This is a genomic window from Mesorhizobium sp. M2E.F.Ca.ET.209.01.1.1 (genome assembly GCF_004010375.2).
Lineage (GTDB): Bacteria > Pseudomonadota > Alphaproteobacteria > Rhizobiales > Rhizobiaceae > Mesorhizobium.
The window spans coordinates 225,174-242,573 of record NZ_SADP02000005.1 but is presented as its reverse complement, the minus strand read 5'-3'; the positions used below and the strand labels follow the sequence as shown (position 1 = coordinate 242,573).

The window sequence follows — 17,400 nt, the reverse complement described above, 5'->3', positions numbered from 1 at the left end:
GGTGGCAATTCAGCGGTCATGGTCGTCCCGTGACCGGATTCGGAGGAACGACATGGCTTCACTCCTCGAAGGCCAGGCAAGGCCGATCAGGCTGGCGGACATTGCCAGAGCCGCCGGCGTCTCGCATGGCACGGCCTCCAATGTTTTCAGCCGTCCCGAGATCGTGCGCGCCGAAGTACGCGAGCGGGTCAAGGCGGTGGCGGAGCAGATGGGCTATGCCGGCCCGGATCCGAAAGGCCGGCTGCTGCGCGCCGGCAAGGTCAACGCCATCGGCGTCGCCACCACCGAGCCCCTCTCCTACTTCTTCGATGATCCGTTCGCGCGCGTCATGATGGCCGGCATTTCCGAAGCCTGCGACGCCACCGGCGCGGGCATCGCGCTGGTGTCGGCCGCCAACCAGGAGAAGCTCGCCTGGAATATCCAGAGCGCGCTTGTCGACGGCTTCATCCTGTTCTGCATCGAAGGCGGCTCGCGCCTTGTCGACCTGACGCGCGAGCGAAGGCTGCCCTTCGTGGCGTTGGAGCTCGGCTTCCAGGACGAGACCGTCTCAGCCATCGGCGTCGACAATGTAGCCGGCGCGCGGCTCGCGGCGCGCCATCTCGCCGAGCTTGGCCATCGCCGGTTCGCGGTGCTGTCGCTGGCCTTCGCCGACAACCGCACAGGCTTCGCCACGCCGGAAATCGTGCGCGGCGCGCTCTACACCGGAACACGTGATCGCCTTGCCGGCTATTTCGAGGAGCTTGCCCGCTTCGGCGTCGATACGACGAAAATCCCGGTCTACGAGACCGAGAATGAAGAAAAAAGCACCAGGGCCGGCCTCGAGGCGATCTTCGCCAAGGATGAACCGCCGACCGCCATCCTGGCGATGTCGGACCGCATGGCCCTGATCGCGATCAACTGGCTGAAAGCGCGGGGCTTCAAGGTGCCGCAGGATGTCTCGATCGTCGGTTTCGACGGCGTGCCGGACGGCGCGCTGTGCACCCCCGCGCTGACCACGATTGCCCAGCCGATCACCGAGATCGGCCGCCGCGCCGCGCGCATGATCCTCGATCATGACGGCGCGGTGCGACGCGAGACGATGGGCGTCGAGCTGATCGTTAGAGCCTCGACCGGCCTAGCTCCGAAAGCCTGAGCAGGCTCAGGCGATCCGCACGCAAGTCCACCGGGTGCTTTTCCCGGCTTGCGTCAGTATCCGCCCGCCCTCGCCGGCACCGGGTGCGCGCCGAACGGCCTGTGCGGAGCTTCCGCCTTGGCGCGGGACGGGCCAAGACCGGCAAGCCATTCCAGATAAAGCGCAAGCGCGAACTGCACGGCGATGCCTGCCGCGATCAGCAGCGTATCGTAAGCCGGGCCACCGGGATTGATCAGCTTCAGCACCTGCGCAGCCATGGCAAGCAGCGTGCCGGCGATGAACACCGGCAGCGAGCGCTTACCCAGGATCGCCAGGGGATTGTCAGGCCTGACGCGGAAGAGGTTGGAGACAGCCGGCAGTGCGACGACCAGGTAGCTGACCGACAGGATGTGCAGGAGCCTTGGCAGCGACAGGAAGGTCTTGTCGAAGCCACCGATCACCACCGGCAGGTCGAACCAGGTTATCTGGCCCCAGAGCGGGCTGTGCACCCAGATCGCCGCACCGACCACATAGATGCCCGCGGCACCCAGCAGCCACGGATTGACCGGGATCCGCCCGCCGCGCTTCACATGCAACATGGCGGCAAGGCCAATGTTGAACAGGAACTGCCACGACAACGGGTTGAGGAACCAGAGGCCAGGCTCAGGATAGTTTGGCGGCCCGATCTGCCAGATGCCGGCGACGAGCCAGAGGAGCCCGGACACGATCAGCGCCGGCACCGGCCGATAGCTGACGAACAGCACGAAAGCCGGCGCCGCCAGAAGCAGTGCCGCATAGACCGGCAGGATGTTGTTGTAGCCGAGCTGATGGCCGAGCGTGACGATGCCGAGCAGCACCTGCGGCGTGTTCTTCATCAAGGGCTCGATGTTGATCATGGTCAGCATTTCCGGCCGGTGCGCGAACACTGCGGCGGCGCAAAACAGCGCGATCACCACCATGGTGATGACGATGTGCGAGATGTAGAGCACGCCGGCGCGCCGCCACATCTTCAGGGTCGCGAGCAACCGGCCGCCAGGCTTGAACTTCGTGCCGTAGGCCAGCGCTACCGAGATGCCGGAGATCAGCACGAAGGCTTCGGCCGCGTCGGAAAAGCCGAAATTCTTGTAGGTCCAGTTCTCGAAGACCGTGCCCGGCACATGGTCGACGAAGATGGTGAGCAGCGCGAGCGCGCGCAGCACGTCGATACGTGTGTCACGATCGTTGATGCGTATGTCACGCTCTCCGATACGCTTGTCGCGCTCGTTGGAAACAGAGGTGGTCATCGACAAAAGGCCTCAAAGCTGGTTGTTCATAGCCAGCAATGCGACCCCCGGGGCGCACCGCTTCGACTCCTCCCGAGCGGAGGTGTATCGGCGCTGAAACGGACTGAAATGCGCCTGGTTCAATCAACTTTCGCGGAGCGCGAAAATATTCCGTTTTGAAGCCGGCAAATCAACAAATCTCTCATGGAATCAAATGGATGTGAGCGTGTCCGAATATAGCGACGAAAACAGTATCCTGTACGGCGATCTGGGCTTTCGCTACCGGGTGGCGACGCCGTCAAAGTCGACCGGCAAATGCCTTTTTGTGCTGCACGGATCGGGTGTGGACGAAACGACGCTCATCCCGCTTGCAAGCAAGATCTCGCCTGACGCAACGCTGGTTGCCGCGCGTGGGCGCATCCCCCAGGAGGACGGCTTCCGTTGGTTCGAGCGAATCACGCCGACGAGTTTCGAACAGGCCAGCATCCGCGACGAGATCGCCGCCTATGCTGAATTCGCGGTGGAGGCGTCGAAGCGCCATGGGCTCGACCTGCGGCGCGCGACCTTCCTTGGTTATTCGAACGGCGCCAACGTCATCTCCAGCCTGATGCTGCTCCATCCGGGCCTGGTCCGGCAGGCGGCGCTGTTGCGGGCGATGCCGGTGCTCGACACTTCGCCGATGACCGATCTCGGCGGAACGCGCGTGCTGATCATCGCCGGCGCCGCCGACCAGACCTACGGCCCGTTCGCGCCGGCTCTGGTGACGTTGTTCAGCGAGCGCCGCGCCGAGGTCGACGCGCGCATCGTCGCCTCGGGCCATGAATTCGGCGATGCGGACGCGGCGATCGCGCGGCAGTGGCTGGCAGGCCCTATGCCGGCGGCCTGACCGCGCCCGCCAGCCGGGCTTCGATGCCCTTAGAAGGCAGGCTCAGCACGCGGCGGCTCGAGGATCCCTAACCCCGTCCCATCCGGTTCCAGGCATCCAGGCCCGCGATCTTGTAGGCTTCGGCCAGCGTCGGGTAGTTGAAGGTGTTGTTGACGAAGAAGTCGACCGTGCCGCCGAGGTTGATCACCGCCTGGCCGATATGGATGAGCTCGGTGGCGCCCTCGCCGACGATATGGGCGCCGAGCAGGCGACGCGTCTCGACCGAGAACAACAGTTTCAGGAAACCGCTCGAGACGCCCATGATGTGGCCGCGCGATGTCTCGCGGAAACGCGCCAGGCCGACCTCATAGGCGGCGCCGCTCTCGCGCACCTGCTCCTCCGACAGGCCGACCGTCGAGATTTCCGGCACGGCGTAGATGCCGTAGGGAAAGCTCTCCGGCGGCGGCGGCAGGTTGACGCCGAAGGCGTGGCAAGCCGCCACCCGGCCCTGCTCCATCGACGTCGAGGCAAGGCTCGGGAAGCCAATGACGTCGCCGGAGGCGTAGATGTTGGGCACGCTGGTCTGGAAAGTTTGAGGATCGACCTTGATGCGGCCGCGGTTGTCAGCCTCGATGCCGACCGCGTCGAGGCCGAGGCTGGCGATGTTGCCGGTACGGCCGGCGGCGTAGAGCACCATCTCGGAGCGGATGGTGCGGCCGTCGGCCAGCGTCACCTCGGCATAGTCGGGTTTCGAGGCGATCTCCTTCACCGTGCTGCCGAGCCGGATGGTCATGCCGCGGTCGCGCATCTGGTGGATGAAGTCGTCGACGATCTCGCGGTCGATGAAATCCAGGATGGAGTTGCGCGGCTCGACCAAGGTCACCGGCACGTCGAGCGCCGAAAAGATGGTGGCGTATTCGACGCCGATGACGCCGGCGCCAATCACCGTCAGCGTGCGCGGCAGATGGTGGAGTTCCAACATCTCGTCGCTGTCGAAGATCCGCTTCTTGTCGAAGGGCACGTCAGCCGGCCGGTGCGGCCGGGTGCCGACGGCAATCAGCGCGTTGGCAAAGCCAACCTCGCTGTAATCGCCATTGTCGGCGGTCAGGCTGGCCTTGTTCGGCGTGAGGAATTTAACCGCGGCGCGCGCGCTTTTCACTGTGTTGCGCATGAACTGGTGCTGCAGCACCTCGACCTCATGGTCGAGGGTCTTGTGCAGCCGGTCGACCAGATCGCCGATCGAAATGTCCTGCTTCACCCGGTAGCCGCGTCCGTAGAAGCCGCGCTCGCGCCAGCCCGAGAGATTGAGCACGGTCTCGCGCAACGTCTTCGACGGGATGGTGCCGGTATGCACAGAGACGCCGCCCAGGCGCCTGCCCCGGTCGACCACCAGGACCGACTTGCCGAGCTTGGCCGATTGCACGGCGGCGCGGCGCCCCGAAGGGCCGCTGCCGATGACCAGCATATCGTAGTCCATGAACCCCGTCCCCGCATCTTTGTGCGCCGCAGCAAGCTAAACTGGCAGCGGCGTCATGTTCAACTGCCTATCGAGCCCGCCTGTCGCGGAAATTTCGAGATTTAACCATGTGTGCCTTCAAACTTAACCCGACGGCAACGCTTGCGTGCAATGGTCACAATCGAGGGGAACCACGGGGTAGCCGAGTGTCCATGTCCAAAAGCGATACCTTGCCTGGCATAGCGACTGGATTCCTGTCCGACCTGCAATCCCACCCGGTCTTCGTGGACCTGCGTGAAGGCCTGTTCCGTTTCATCGCGCTGCTCGTCGCGGCGATCTTCGTCTATCGCGGCGTGAACAACGTCATCGTCGATCCGGGCCGCCTCAACGTCCTGCTGCTGACGATCTCCGAGACGCTTACCTTCGTCTGGCTGCTTTTGGCGCGGCGGCCGCTGGTGCGTGACTGGAGCCCTTTCACGGTCTTTATCGCGGTGACCGCCGGTTTCGGCTCGGGCTTCGTTTCGCTTCAGGAGGGAACCGCCATCATTCCGCTCTTTATCGCGGCGCCACTGCAGTTCCTGGCCCTGTGGCTGGTCATCTGGGGCAAGATGTCGCTCGGTCGCTCCTTCGCCATCCTGCCCGCCAATCGCGGCGTCGTCACCGGAGGGGCCTACCGGTTCGTGCGGCATCCGATCTATGCGGGTTACCTGGCGGGGCACATCCTGTTCCTGCTGTCGAGCTTTTCCGTCTACAATTTCACCGTTTACGCGATCATCACACTGTTCCAGGTCCATCGCATCCTGCGCGAGGAACGCATCCTGGCGCTGACGGAGGAATATCGCGACTATCTCGGGCGGGTTCGCTACAGGCTCTGTCCCGGCATTTTCTGAGATTAAGCCGGCCGCCGGCGGGCACGTTCCTTGAATTGGGGGCCGCTCTCACCATTTGAGAAGTCGGCAGGCATCCTTATGCGGATGCGGCGATCGAGGAACGGACATGAACGCACGCGTGCTGGATGGTGAGATCATTACGACCAGGTTCGAGGACACCCGCGCCTATCGCGGGGTGCGGACAAGGCGCATCTTTGCCTTCCTGCTCGACTATTTCTTCGTCGCGCTGCTGACCATTCCTTTCGCCATACTGGTGGCCATTCTCGGGCTTTTGACCTTCGGCCTCGGCTGGGCGCTGTTTTCGGTGCTGGTGCCGATGGTTGCCATCCTCTACATCTGGAACACCCTGGGCAGCCGCGACCAGGCGACGACCGGCATGAAGATCATGGGCATCCGCCTGGAGAAGCTTGACGGCAGCCGCATCGACGGCATGACGGCGGTGGTGCACTCGGTGCTGTTCTGGGCCGGCAACGTCATCCTGACGCCACTGGTGCTGCTGGTCACGCTGTTTTCCGACCGCAAGCGCACGCTGCACGACCTTTTGCTCGGCACCGTGGTCACCCGCACCGACATCTGACGGTGTCCAGGGTCGCGTCCGTCGAACCGCTGCGCCGCCTGTGGCCAAATATGAACAGGCTTGGACCGCCGCGGCCGCACAATCCTGTTGAATTTTTCGCCGGCCGGGCCAAAGGTAGGGCGATTCGCAGGAGCGTTTCCAAGATTAGATGACGCAGCATCCGACCCAGTCGCCGCAGTTCTTCCTGACCGCGCCGTCGCCGTGCCCCTATCTGGAGGGACAGTTCGAGCGCAAGGTGTTCACGCACCTTGTCGGCGACAAGGCGCCGGAGATGAACGACCTGTTGACGCAAGGCGGCTTCCGGCGCTCGCAGAACATCGCCTACCGCCCGGCTTGCGAGTCCTGCCGCGCCTGCGTGTCGGTGCGCATCCTGGCGCAGGAATTCGACCCCAGCCGCAACATGCGCCGCGTCATCCAGCACAATGCCGATCTCGTCGGCGCCATGCATGACGCGCAGCCCTCGACCGAGCAGTACTCGCTCTTCCGCAGCTATCTCGACGCCCGCCATCGCCGTGGCGGCATGTCGGACATGACCGTGCTCGACTATGCGATGATGGTGGAAGACACGCATGTCGATACCAAGATCATCGAATACCGGCGTCGTGGCCCCGACACTTTCATAACCGGCAAAGGCCAGGGCGAGCTGATCGCTGTGGCGCTGACCGACAAGATGGCCGACGGCTTGTCGATGGTCTATTCCTACTTCAACCCAGACCTCGAGGACCGCTCGCTCGGCACCTTCATGATCCTCGACCACATCGCCCGCGCCAAGGCGATGGGCCTGCCCCACGTCTATCTCGGCTACTGGGTCAACGGCTCGCGCAAGATGAACTATAAGATGCGCTTCATGCCGCAAGAGCATCTCGGCCCGAAAGGCTGGGAACGCTACGACCACGAAGCGGTCAGTCGCTGAACCGCCTTACGCTTCACCCTTAAACTGTTTCAAGGAGGAGGACGCTGGTCTTTCGGCCCCCAGGCTGGGAGGACCGCGGCATGGCCGCTGTGCGCCTCTTCAAGACTGCTTTGCGAGATTGCCCACGTGTCCACCCATACCGACCACCAAAAAGGTCTTCTGATCACCGCCATCGGCGGCCTGACACTGACTATAGACATACCGCTGATCCGGCTTGCCGACGGCACCCCCTGGACGATCATGCTGCTGCGCACCGCCACCACCTTGCTGGCGGGGCTGGTGATATGGGCGATCTGGAGGTCGCAGGACAGGAACGCGCCGCGGCTCATTCCGGGCTGGTCGGGGCTTGCCGTGGCATTCTGCTACGGCATGACCGGGATAAGCTTCGTCACGGCGGTCTATCACACCTCGACCGCCGACCTCGTCTTCATCCTGGCCTTCAACACCGTGTTCGCGGCGCTGCTGTCGTGGCTCTTCCTCAAGGAAAGACCACGGCTTGCAACCGTGATCGCCATGCTGGCGATGATCCTCGGCGTGCTGATCATCGTCGGCGGCTCGGTCGGCACCGGGCATCTGTTCGGCGATTTCATGGCGCTTTGCTCTGCCTTCTTCGTCGCGCTCGCCATCACCATCTCGCGCGCCAGCGGCGAGGATATGGGCTTCACCGGGCTAGTCGGCGTCATCCTGCCGCTGGCGCTCGCCATCTTCATGGTTCCGGGCGAAGGTTTTCACGTCAACGCGCCGTGGTGGATCATCCTCAACGGCGCCGTGATCATGCCGATCTCGTTCTTCTGCCTGGCGAACGGACCGAAATACATTTCGGGCCCGGAAGTAGCGATGTTCTATGTCCTGGAGACCGTGCTGGCGCCGATCTGGGTCTGGTTGATCTTCGCCGAGGCACCCACGCGCAACAGCCTGATCGGTGGCACGATCCTGATCGTGACGCTGGTGGCGCATTCGCTGTGGCAATTGCATGAGGGCCGCAAGCGCCGGGCCGCGCTTGCCGTGGTTCACCCGGCCTGAATCTTCCGCGGCTCGGCGGCCGCCTCTATCTGGGGCGGAGCGCCAGTTTCGCCCACGACCGGCACAGCATCGTCCATGAGTTCCACCTCGCGCAGCCATTCGCGCCAGATGGCGACGAGCAGCGCCATCAGCACCGGGCCGATGAACAGGCCGAGGAAGCCCATGGTCTTGACGCCGCCGATCAGGCCGAAAAAGGTCGGCAGGAAAGGCAGCTTGATCGGCCCACCGACCAGCTTGGGCCGCAGTGTCTTGTCGACGATGAAGAGCTCGACCGCGCCCCATGTGAACAGTGCGGCGCCAGCGAACAGCTTGCCGCTGGCGGCGAGGTAGACCGAGACCAGGGTGAAGGAGAGCGGCGCGCCGCCGGGGATCAGCGCCATGATGCCGGTGAGCGCGCCGAGCGTGACCGGCGACGGCACGCCGGCGAGCCAATAGGCGATGCCCAGCACCAGGCCTTCGCCGATGGCGATGATGGTCATGCCCGTCACGGTCGAGGAGATGGTCGCCGGCACGACACGCGAGATCCGCCCCCAGCGCGTCGGCAGGATGCGTTCGCCGAGGCGATCCACCTGCGCCGCGAAAGACTCGCCATCTCGATAGGCGAAGAACAACGCGATCATCATGAACAGAAGCGTCAGCAGCAGGCTGAAGGCACTGCCGCCAGCAGCCAAAGCGCCGCGATAGATATTTCCGATATTGGAACCGCTGACCGCCTGGATCAATTCGCCGATGCCGCCGGGATGGCCGAGATAGGCCGTCCACTGCCCGTTCAGCCACTCGCCGATGACCGGCATGGTGGCAATCCAGGTCGGTGTCACCGCGCCGTGGCGGTTGGTCTCGATCGCCCAGACCACCCATTCGCGCAGCTCGTTGATGGCATAGGTGCCAGCCAGCGCGATCGGCACCACCAGGAAGGTCAGGATGAAGAGGATAGCGAGCGTCGCGCCTATGGTGCGGCTGCCACCGACGGCGACAAGCAGCCGGCGGTAGAGCGGCCAGCTGGCGAAGGCGATGACGAGGGCCGCCAGCACCGGAAACAGGAAGCCATGGAAGAAATATACGCCGGCGGCGACAATCAGCACCAGCAGCCAGCGCGCCGCCGACAGCGGCGGGATGACGGCAGCCCTGAGCGGCGTCGACAGGCCGAACAGGCGTTGCCCCGGCTTCTGGATCTCAGCCCGCTTCAACCCGGCGTCTCTCCCCTGTCCGATGGTTCGATGGATGCTTATCCACCATCATAGTGCAGCAATCGTGACGATAGTCCAAATGATTGGGGCCGACCTTCCCTTCTCCCCTTGTGGGGTGAGCAGCCGGTTCACCGAAGGTGAATTCATCGTGCCAGTGGCATGATGAAAGGCCGGCGAACGCCGGGACGCTGCGAAGCAGCGGGGACCCGGCCGGGGGTGGATCGGCCACCGCCCGGCCCTTCGCAGGCTCAGGGCGTTCGAAGCTCGAAAAGCCAAGCAATTGGCTTTTCGTCCGCTAACGCGGACCGCTTCTCACCCCACAAGGGTAGAAGGGAAAGGCGGCGCTATCCGAACTTGCCGGTCCTCGGGAAACCCTTCGGCACCATGCGGCCGGCGGCGGCGCGCGCCCCGATCCACTCGGCGAGCTCCCCACGCGACTTGGTGAAGGTGCGGTCGGCCGAATCCTGCCAGGAGAGCCCGGTTTCCAGCGTGAAGGTCTTGAGATCCAGCACGCCGCCGTCCTTGTATTTCTGCAGGCGCACGCCCTTGCCGCGTGCCATTTCCGGGATTTCGGCCAGCGGAAACACCAGCATCTTGCGGTTCTCGCCAACGATGGCGAGATGGTCGCCCGACACCGGAATGCAGCGCTTGGCTTCGTCCGGCGCCTTGACGTTCATCACCTGCTTGCCCTTGCGGGTGTTGGCGACGACCTCTTCCTCCGAAACGACGAAGCCGTTGGCATCGTAGGAGACGAGCAGCAGCTTGCGCTTCGGGTCATGGACGAAGGCGGTGACGATGTCCTGGTCGTTCTCCATGTCGACGATGATGCGGATCGGTTCGCCGTGGCCGCGCCCGCCCGGCAGCCGGTCGGCGCCGATGGTGTAGAACTTGCCGCCGGTGGTGAAGACCAGGATCTTGTCCGTGGTCTGGGCATGGAAGGCAAGCTTCAGGCTGTCGCCTTCCTTGAAGGCCAACTGCGAATAATCTGTCAGGTGGCCCTTCATGGCGCGCAGCCAGCCCTTTTCCGAGACGACGACCGTGACCGGCTCGCGTTCGATCATGGCATGCGCGATGTCGGTGAGATCATGCTCCGGCGCGTCGGCGAACTGGGTGCGGCGCTTGCCGAGTTCGGTCTCGGGGCCGAACTTGTCGCGAAGCTGCGTGACTTCCCACTTGATCGTCGCCCATTGCTTGGCGTCGGACGCGAGCAGCGCCTCGATCTGCTTCTTCTCCGCCGTGAGCCCGTCGAACTCCTTGCGGATCTCGATTTCCTCGAGCTTGCGCAAGGCGCGCAGCCGCATGTTGAGGATGGCTTCGGCCTGGTTGTCGGTGAGCGACCAGCGGGCCATCATCACCTGCTTGGGCTCATCCTCCTCGCGGATGATCCTGATCACCTCATCGATGTTGAGATAGGCGATCAAATAGCCGGCGAGGATTTCCAGCCGCTTCTCGATCTCGCCGAGCCGGTATTTCGAGCGGCGGACCAGAACGTCGCGGCGGTGGTCGAGCCACTCCTTCAGCACGCCTTTCAGCGAGAGCACGTTCGGCACCTTGCCGCGGGACAAGACGTTCATGTTGAGCGGGAAGCGGCTTTCGAGCTCGGTGAGCTTGAACAGCGATTCCATCAGGATGCCGGGATCGACGGTGCGGCTCTTCGGCACCAGGACGATGCGGATGTCCTCGGCGCTCTCGTCGCGGATGTCTTCGAGCAGCGGCAGCTTGCGCGCCATCAGAAGCTCGGCGATCTTCTCGATCAGCCTGGCCTTCTGCACGCCGTAAGGGATCTCGGTGACGACGATGCTCCAGGTCCCCCTGCCCTGGTCCTCCTGGCCCCATTTCGAGCGCACGCGAAAACCGCCGCGCCCCGTCTCATAGGCTTCGAGGATCGAGGCGCGGCTGTCGACGATGATGCCGCCGGTCGGGAAATCCGGTCCCTGGACGAAATCCATCAGCTTCGCCACCGGCGCTTCCCGATGCTCGATCAGATGCAGTGCTGCGTCGCAAAGCTCGGCCGCATTGTGCGGCGGGATCGAGGTCGCCATGCCGACGGCAATGCCGGAGGAGCCGTTGGCAAGCAGGTTCGGGAAGGCGCCCGGCAGGACGGACGGCTCCTCGTCCTCTTCATTGTAGGTCGGGCGGAAGTCGACTGCGTCTTCATTGATGCCGGCAAGCAGCTCACTCGCCACCTCGGTCATGCGCGCTTCGGTGTAGCGCATGGCGGCGGCGTTATCGCCGTCGATGTTGCCGAAATTGCCCTGCCCGTCGACCAGCGGGTAGCGCATCGAGAAATCCTGCGCCAGGCGCACCAGCGCGTCGTAGATCGACTGGTCGCCATGCGGATGGAACTTGCCCATCACGTCGCCGACGATGCGGGCGCATTTGGCAAAACCCTGATCGGGATTGAGCCTGAGCAGCCGCATGGCATGCATGATGCGGCGGTGGACCGGTTTCAGTCCGTCGCGCACATCCGGCAATGCCCGGTGCATGATGGTCGACAGCGCGTAAGCGAGATAGCGCCGCTCCAGCGCTTCCTTCAGATCGACCGGTTCGATTTTGTCGCCGCCGCCATTGTCATCGGGCGGCAAAAGCCTCTTTCCCATGGATTTGGACTAGCCGAGCGGGTGATTCGCGGCAAGCGTCGCGTGAACATCGGCGCTTTGGTCGCGGCTGCGAACACAGAACCGGCGATGTGAAGGGCTTCACGGAAGCGACGGAGCCGCGGCTGCAATTTGCCACCGATCTGCAACAGGCTGCGGCGGCACCATGACGCCGGCCAACATCAACTCGTTACACGCGGCCTCTATCTGGCATGCAACGCGCTGGCGGAGGAAAGCCGCGATCTTCATGACAAATTCACCGCACCAAGCAATGGCTGCCCGCCGGCGTTTGCTTTTCGTCGCCATTTTCGACAAATGTGCCGGAAAATGCCTTCTTCCCGTCCCGTTCGTCACGGAATGGTGATGGAGCAGGTTTCAAAACAATTTTCATAGCCAAATCAGGACAGGGAACTCGCCATGACAATCCAACGCTCAACGCTCAAGAAACTGGCCTTTTCGACCTTTCTGCTGACGCTGCCTCTCAATGCGGCCTTCGCCGCCGATCCGGCGGTGGCCGAGCGCATCAAGGGAGCCCTTGCCGCCCAGGGCGTAGAAATTTCCTGGACCGGCGTCTCCGGCGACGATTCCAACGCCGTGCTGCAGGGCGTGTCCATCAAGCCGGCGGCCGAGAAGGAAGCGCTGCCGATCGGAGACGTCAAGCTGGAAGGGGTCACCGAAGCCAATGGCGGCTATGCGATCGCCACCGTCTCGACCTCGCCCTTCGAGCACAGCAAGGACGGCGTGACGCTCGACCTCAGCCCGGTGGTCATCCACGACATGAAGGTCCCTGCCGAAGGCAGCACCGATCCGCTCGGCTCGCTGATGATGTACAAGTCGGCGGAGCTGTCCAACATGACCGTCAAGGTCGGCGACAAGACGGCGTTCGCGATGGACGGGCTTGCGGTCCAGATCACGCCTCCGGCCGACGGCAAGGCGATGGACTTCACCGCCAACACCGAAAAATTCACCGCCGATCTGTCGCTGATCGACGACCCCAAGTCGAAGGAAGCGATCGAGGCGCTCGGCTACCAGAACATCTCGGGCAACATTGCCATGGCCGGTACATGGCAGCCGAGCGACGGCAAGATGGAGCTTTCCAAATATGACATCTCGGTCGAGAATGCCGGCACGCTCGGCATGACCTTCAACCTCGGCGGCTACACGGTCGATTTCATCAAATCGATGCAGGCGATGCAGAAGCAGCTCGCCTCGCAGCCGGAAGGCGCCGACAATTCTGCGCAGGGCATGGCCATGCTCGGCCTCATGCAGCAGCTCTCCTTCAACGGCGCATCGGTGCGCTTCGAGGACGATTCGCTGACCGGCAAGGTGCTCGATTATGTCGGCAAGCAGCAGGGCATGTCGGGGAAGGACGTCGCCAACCAGGCCAAGGCGATCGTGCCGTTCGGCATGGCGCAGCTCAACAATCCCGAGCTGACGGCGGAAGTCTCGGCGGCGGTCAACACCTTCCTCGACAATCCGAAGAGCCTGGAAATCTCGGCCGAGCCGCCGTCGTCGGTGCCGTTCGCGCTGATCATGGCCGGCGCCATGTCCAACCCGCTCGACCTGCCGAAGACACTGGGCGTCAAGGTCAAGGCGAACCAGGACTGATCGAACTAGCTGCCTTCTCCCCGTCACTATACGGGGAGAAGGTGCCGGCAGGCGGATGAGGGGCAGCGCCGACGCTTGCGAATATGAAATTCGATGCCTGGCCCGTCAGAAGACTCGCCTGCCGCCGATGGCAAATCGCCAGCGTCCGCGCTGCCCCTCATTGTCCTGCCGGACATTTCTCCCCGTATCGTGACGAGGAGAAATGGGCAGTTGCTGCGCTGCCGTCAGTCCTTCTTCGTCACAGCGACGCGCAGCGACAGCTCGCGCAGCTGCTGCGGGGTGGCTTCGGACGGCGCGTTCATCAAGAGGTCATAGGCCTGCTGGTTCATCGGGAACATGGTGATCTCGCGCAGGTTCTTTGCCCCCACCAGCAGCATGACGATGCGGTCGACGCCGGCCGCCATGCCGCCATGCGGCGGCGCGCCATACTGGAAGGCGCGGTAGAGGCCGCCGAAGCGCTCTTCCACGGTCGCGCGATCAAGGCCGACCATCTCGAAGGCCTTGACCATGGTCTCCGGCAGATGATTGCGGATGCCGCCCGACGCGATCTCGAAGCCGTTGCAGACCATGTCGTACTGGAACGCCTTGATGCCGAGCGGCTCTTCGCCGTTCAGCGCATCGATGCCGCCCTGCGGCATGGAAAACGGGTTGTGCGCGAAATCGATCTTCTTCTCGTCCTCGTTCCATTCGAAAAACGGGAAGTCGACGATCCAGCAAAGCTCGAAACGCTCGCGATCGACGAGGTTCAGCTCCTCGCCGGCGCGCGTGCGCGCGGCGCCCGCGAAGGTCACGAACTTCTTCGGGTCGCCGGCAACGAAGAAGGCGGCATCGCCATCGGCAAGGCCGAGCTGCTGGCGGATCGCCTCCGTGCGCTCCTCGCCGATGTTCTTGGCGATCGGGCCGGCGCCTTCGAGTTTTTCGCCTTCCTTGCGCCAGAAGATGTAGCCCAACCCCGGCTGACCCTCGCTTTGCGCCCAGGAGTTCATGCGGTCGCAGAAGGCGCGGCTGCCGCCGGTCTTGGCGGGAATCGCCCAGACTTCCGCCTTCGGATCGTTGGCCAGGATGTTGGCAAAGACCTTGAAGCCGGAATCGCGGAAATGATCCGAGACTGCCTGCATCTCGATAGGGTTGCGCAGGTCCGGCTTGTCGGAGCCGTAGGTGCGCATCGCCTCGTCATAAGGAATGCGGCGGAACTTCTGCGTCACCGGCTTGCCGGCGGCGAAGGTTTCGAAGACACCGCGCAGCACCGGCTCCATCGTGGAGAGCACGTCATCCTGCTCGACGAAGCTCATCTCGAGGTCGAGCTGGTAGAATTCGCCGGGCAGGCGGTCGGCGCGCGGATCCTCGTCGCGGAAGCAGGGCGCGATCTGGAAGTAGCGGTCGAAGCCGGAGACCATGATCAGCTGCTTGTACTGCTGTGGCGCCTGCGGCAGCGCATAGAAAGTGCCGGGATGGATGCGCGACGGCACCAGGAAGTCGCGCGCGCCTTCCGGCGACGAGGCGGTGAGGATCGGCGTCGAGAACTCGGTGAAGCCGACCTCGCCCATGCGCTTGCGCATCTCGGCGATGATCTTGGTGCGCGCCACGATGTTTTTGTGCAGCGTTTCGCGGCGCAGGTCGAGGAAGCGGTATTTCAGGCGGATGTCCTCGGGGTACTCCGGCTCTCCGAAAACCGGCAGCGGCAGTTCCTTGGCGGCGGACAGCACCTCGATCTCGCGCGCGAAAATCTCGATCTCGCCGGTCGGCAGGTTGGCGTTCACCGTCTCCGGCAGCCGCGCCTTGACCTCGCCGTCGACGCGGATCACCCACTCGCCGCGCACGGTCTCGGCGACCTTGAAGGCCGGCGAATCCGGATCGGCGACGATCTGGGTCAAGCCGTAGTGGTCACGCAAATCGATGAAGAGCAGCCCGCCATGGTCGCGCACGCGATGCACCCAGCCCGACAGGCGGACGGAATTGCCAACGTCGCTCTTTCTCAACTGGGCACAGGTGTGGCTGCGGTAACGATGCGTGGTCATGGGTAAAGTCCGGAAATTGCGGGCACCAGCCCGGCTCGAAAATTGGCGCGAAAAGCGCATGAGAGGCCGGCTTTGTCAAGGCAACCGGTCACACAGCGATATATCGGGCTCCGTCGCTACCCTTGCTCAGCCGGAAATGCGCCTGCGCCAAGCGCACAGCCTATAAAACGGGAGATATGTTCCTTGATCCTTGGCCATTCCGATAGGGAAGCAAGGCGCTTTCGCGAAAGTTAGCGGTGCGCGGCGGCGTTGCGGCGCTTGACGAAAGCGCGCGCGGCTGAAATTGAAAGAGGCCTAATATTGTGCCAAAGCGATTTGATGCGCGTCATCACCACACAAGAAGAACTCGAGAGCGTTATCGCGGCGTTCGAAAAGTCGGAATTCGTCACCGTCGATACCGAATTCATCCGCGAGACGACCTTCTGGCCAATCCTCTGCCTGATCCAGATCGCCGCGCCTGGGATCGAGGCGCTGATCGATCCGTTGGCGCCTGGCATTGACCTAAAACCGTTTTTCCGGCTGATGGCCAATGAAGCGGTGCTGAAGGTTTTCCACGCGGCGCGCCAGGACATCGAAATCATCGTCCATCTCGGCAATCTGGTGCCGCATCCCGTGTTCGACACCCAGGTGGCGGCAATGGTCTGCGGCTTTGGCGACAGCGTTTCCTACGATCAGCTGGTGCAGAAGGTCACGGGCGCGCGCTTGGACAAGTCCTCGCGCTTCACCGACTGGCGGCACCGGCCGCTCTCCGACAAGCAGCTCGAATACGCGCTCGCCGACGTCACCCATCTGATCAAGGTCTACCAGCATCTCAGCGCCGAGCTGAAGCGCGAGGATCGCGGCCATTGGCTCAATGAGGAAATGGATATCCTCACCTCGCGCGAGACCTATGATCCGCATCCCGAGGATGCCTGGAAGCGGCTGAAGATGCGGCTGCGCAAGCCACAGGAGCTGGCGATCGTGCAGGCGGTCGCCGCTTGGCGCGAGCGCGAGGCGCGCGAGCGCGACGTGCCGCGCGGCCGCGTGCTCAAGGACGACGCGATCTACGAGATCGCGCAGCAGGCGCCGCGCGACGCGGCGGCGCTCGGCAAGCTGCGCACCATCCCGAAAGGCTGGGAACGCTCCGCCACGGCGAGCGCTCTGCTCGGCGCAGTCAACACCGCCCTCGCGCTGCCCAAGGATGCCATGCCGAAACTGCCGAAGAGCGTGCAGCCGCCGGAAGGATCGAGCGCGGCGGCGGAACTCCTCAAGGTGCTGCTCAGGATCGTCGCCGAGAAGGAAGGCGTCGCCACCAAGGTGCTTGCCTCCAGCGACGATATCGACCGCATAGCGGCGGAAGGCGACGAAGCCGACGTGCCGGCGCTGCAGGGTTGGCGGCGCGCCGTTTTCGGCGATCAGGCGCTGAGGTTGGTGCGCGGCGAGATCGGCATCAAATTCGACAAGCGCAGGATCGCGGTGTTCGATCTTTAAGCTACACCGCTCCAAGCAGGTGCAGCGCGAACCAGGTCCAGGCGATGAGAAGTATTCCCGCGCCGAGGAAGAAGACGCTGGTGCGGCGCGGCACATGATTTCCGTTGAGATGCACCCAGGCGTGCACATAGCGCGTGACGATGAACAGCCACATCAGCGCCAGCGTGAGATAGTTCACGCCGTTGGTGACGAACAGCGCCAGGCAGAGCACGTGGAAGAGAACCGGCAGCTCGAACTGGTTGATCAGATTGTTGGCGACTGTGACGCTCGAGGCCGGCTCGGTTGAGCGGAGCTTGTACTGGCTGACCCTGACCTCGCCGGACTTAACGGCCGTGTAGCGCCGCTTCAGCATCACCAGATAGACAATATACACGAGGAGCACATGCGCCAGCATCGGCCAGAAGATGGCGGTCTGGCGCATCC

The 17,400-nt window shown here is 63.6% G+C and carries 14 protein-coding genes; 8 read left to right on the top strand and 6 right to left on the bottom strand.

The genetic code is table 11. From position 1 onward, the window contains the following. Nucleotides 1-52: 52 nt before the first annotated feature. Complete coding sequence (locus EN852_RS12560; RefSeq protein ID WP_127873824.1) at nucleotides 53-1,132, top strand: LacI family DNA-binding transcriptional regulator; 1,080 nt, start codon at nucleotides 53-55, stop codon at nucleotides 1,130-1,132. A 53-nt stretch (nucleotides 1,133-1,185) separates the two neighbouring features. Here the strand turns inward: EN852_RS12560 and opgC are convergent, their stop codons facing one another. Continuing rightward, nucleotides 1,186-2,394: an OpgC domain-containing protein gene (gene opgC / locus EN852_RS12555; RefSeq protein WP_127873825.1), complete on the bottom strand. Its 1,209-nt coding sequence runs from the start codon at nucleotides 2,392-2,394 to the stop codon at nucleotides 1,186-1,188. A gap of 205 nt (nucleotides 2,395-2,599) precedes the next feature. Between opgC and EN852_RS12550 the strand changes: the two genes are divergently transcribed. Continuing rightward, the gene (locus tag EN852_RS12550; RefSeq protein WP_246694263.1) at nucleotides 2,600-3,259 is read left to right on the top strand and encodes an alpha/beta hydrolase; all 660 of its coding nucleotides are present in this window, start codon (nucleotides 2,600-2,602) and stop codon (nucleotides 3,257-3,259) included. A gap of 67 nt (nucleotides 3,260-3,326) precedes the next feature. Here EN852_RS12550 and sthA read toward each other — a convergent pair whose 3' ends face one another. Then, on the bottom strand, nucleotides 3,327-4,715 hold the full coding sequence (gene sthA, locus EN852_RS12545; protein WP_127873827.1) for a Si-specific NAD(P)(+) transhydrogenase: 1,389 nt from the start codon (nucleotides 4,713-4,715) through the stop codon (nucleotides 3,327-3,329). A gap of 191 nt (nucleotides 4,716-4,906) precedes the next feature. Here sthA and EN852_RS12540 point away from each other — a divergent pair, with 191 nt between their 5' ends. From EN852_RS12540 to EN852_RS12525, 4 genes are all read left to right on the top strand, one after another. Then, a complete protein-coding gene (locus tag EN852_RS12540; RefSeq protein ID WP_127873828.1) occupies nucleotides 4,907-5,584 on the top strand; it encodes an isoprenylcysteine carboxylmethyltransferase family protein in 678 nt (225 codons plus the stop codon). A 106-nt stretch (nucleotides 5,585-5,690) separates the two neighbouring features. Beyond that, entirely contained in the window at nucleotides 5,691-6,161 is a 471-nt protein-coding gene (locus tag EN852_RS12535) for an RDD family protein (RefSeq protein WP_073989170.1), read from the top strand. A 148-nt stretch (nucleotides 6,162-6,309) separates the two neighbouring features. Further along, the gene (locus tag EN852_RS12530; protein WP_042640082.1) at nucleotides 6,310-7,074 is read left to right on the top strand and encodes an arginyltransferase; all 765 of its coding nucleotides are present in this window, start codon (nucleotides 6,310-6,312) and stop codon (nucleotides 7,072-7,074) included. 126 nt (nucleotides 7,075-7,200) lie between these two features. Continuing rightward, nucleotides 7,201-8,097, top strand: coding sequence for a DMT family transporter (locus tag EN852_RS12525; protein WP_127873829.1), 897 nt, complete (start codon nucleotides 7,201-7,203; stop codon nucleotides 8,095-8,097). Here the strand turns inward: EN852_RS12525 and EN852_RS12520 are convergent. Then, nucleotides 8,085-9,284 carry an AI-2E family transporter gene (locus EN852_RS12520; protein ID WP_127873830.1) on the bottom strand — a complete coding sequence of 400 codons (1,200 nt, stop codon included), beginning with the start codon at nucleotides 9,282-9,284 and terminating at the stop codon, nucleotides 8,085-8,087. The two genes, EN852_RS12525 and EN852_RS12520, sit on opposite strands and share 13 nt — an antisense overlap. A gap of 344 nt (nucleotides 9,285-9,628) precedes the next feature. Further along, the gene (parC, locus tag EN852_RS12515; RefSeq protein ID WP_127873831.1) at nucleotides 9,629-11,884 is read right to left on the bottom strand and encodes a DNA topoisomerase IV subunit A; all 2,256 of its coding nucleotides are present in this window, start codon (nucleotides 11,882-11,884) and stop codon (nucleotides 9,629-9,631) included. A gap of 414 nt (nucleotides 11,885-12,298) precedes the next feature. Here parC and EN852_RS12510 point away from each other — a divergent pair, with 414 nt between their 5' ends. Continuing rightward, complete coding sequence (locus EN852_RS12510; protein ID WP_127873832.1) at nucleotides 12,299-13,489, top strand: hypothetical protein; 1,191 nt, start codon at nucleotides 12,299-12,301, stop codon at nucleotides 13,487-13,489. 224 nt (nucleotides 13,490-13,713) lie between these two features. Here EN852_RS12510 and aspS read toward each other — a convergent pair whose 3' ends face one another. After that, nucleotides 13,714-15,507, bottom strand: a complete 1,794-nt coding sequence (aspS, locus tag EN852_RS12505) for an aspartate--tRNA ligase (RefSeq protein WP_127873833.1) — start codon at nucleotides 15,505-15,507, stop codon at nucleotides 13,714-13,716. Nucleotides 15,508-15,825: 318 nt separating this feature from the next. Between aspS and rnd the strand changes: the two genes are divergently transcribed. Beyond that, a complete protein-coding gene (gene rnd, locus EN852_RS12500; RefSeq protein WP_127873834.1) occupies nucleotides 15,826-16,977 on the top strand; it encodes a ribonuclease D in 1,152 nt (383 codons plus the stop codon). Between the two features lies 1 nt (nucleotide 16,978). Here rnd and EN852_RS12495 read toward each other — a convergent pair whose 3' ends face one another. Beyond that, the gene (locus EN852_RS12495; RefSeq protein ID WP_127873835.1) at nucleotides 16,979-17,398 is read right to left on the bottom strand and encodes an MAPEG family protein; all 420 of its coding nucleotides are present in this window, start codon (nucleotides 17,396-17,398) and stop codon (nucleotides 16,979-16,981) included. Between the last annotated feature and the right edge of the window lie 2 nt (nucleotides 17,399-17,400).